Below are 531 nucleotides of genomic sequence, written 5' to 3'. Positions count from 1 at the left end.
CACTCATGGCCTTCGAGGACAAGCAATACGTTCCAGCCAAGCGTTACTACGATAGCTTCAGCCAACTGGCCGAGCAGAACGCACGGAGTCTGCTGCTCGGTATCCGTCTGGCCAACATCCATCAGGACCGCGACACTGCTGCAAGCCTCGCGCTGCAGCTGAGGCGGCTGTATCCCGGTACGGATGAATACAAGCAATATCTTTCGGAGCAACGATGACCGCGCCGCACCAAGAATCCGCTGCACCGATGGGCAACAACCCCGGCGAGACGCTGCGTATAGCTCGCGAAGACAAGGGCTGGCCGCTGTCTGCAGTTGCACTGCAGCTGAATCTCACCGAGCGCTCGCTGGCTCGCATCGAGGCCGGTGATTTCAGCCAGTTGCCAGGGCACACCTTTGCCCGGGGTTACGTTCGTGCCTATGCCAAGTTGCTGGGGTTGGATCAGAATCGCCTGGTTCAGGAGTTCGACCTGCACACCGGTACCAACGCTTCCGGAAGCAACGTCAACAGCCTGGGGCGCATCGAAGAGCC

The 531-nt window shown here is 59.9% G+C and carries 1 protein-coding gene and 1 pseudogene; both read left to right on the top strand.

Features of this window, described 5'->3' with window-relative positions:
- Positions 1 to 218 (top strand): annotated as a pseudogene (locus tag CXQ97_RS21260) (type IV pilus biogenesis/stability protein PilW); the annotation flags it as partial.
- Positions 219 to 247: 29 nt separating this feature from the next.
- Positions 248 to 531: helix-turn-helix domain-containing protein (locus tag CXQ97_RS21255; protein WP_219815497.1), on the top strand; the 284-nt coding region annotated here is incomplete at its 3' end.

The organism is Arthrobacter sp. B0490, assembly GCF_002929355.1.
In the GTDB taxonomy this organism is placed as follows: Bacteria; Actinomycetota; Actinomycetes; order Actinomycetales; family Micrococcaceae; genus Arthrobacter_D.
Note: the sequence above shows the minus strand (reverse complement) of the source record. Positions and strands in the feature narration are given on the sequence as shown.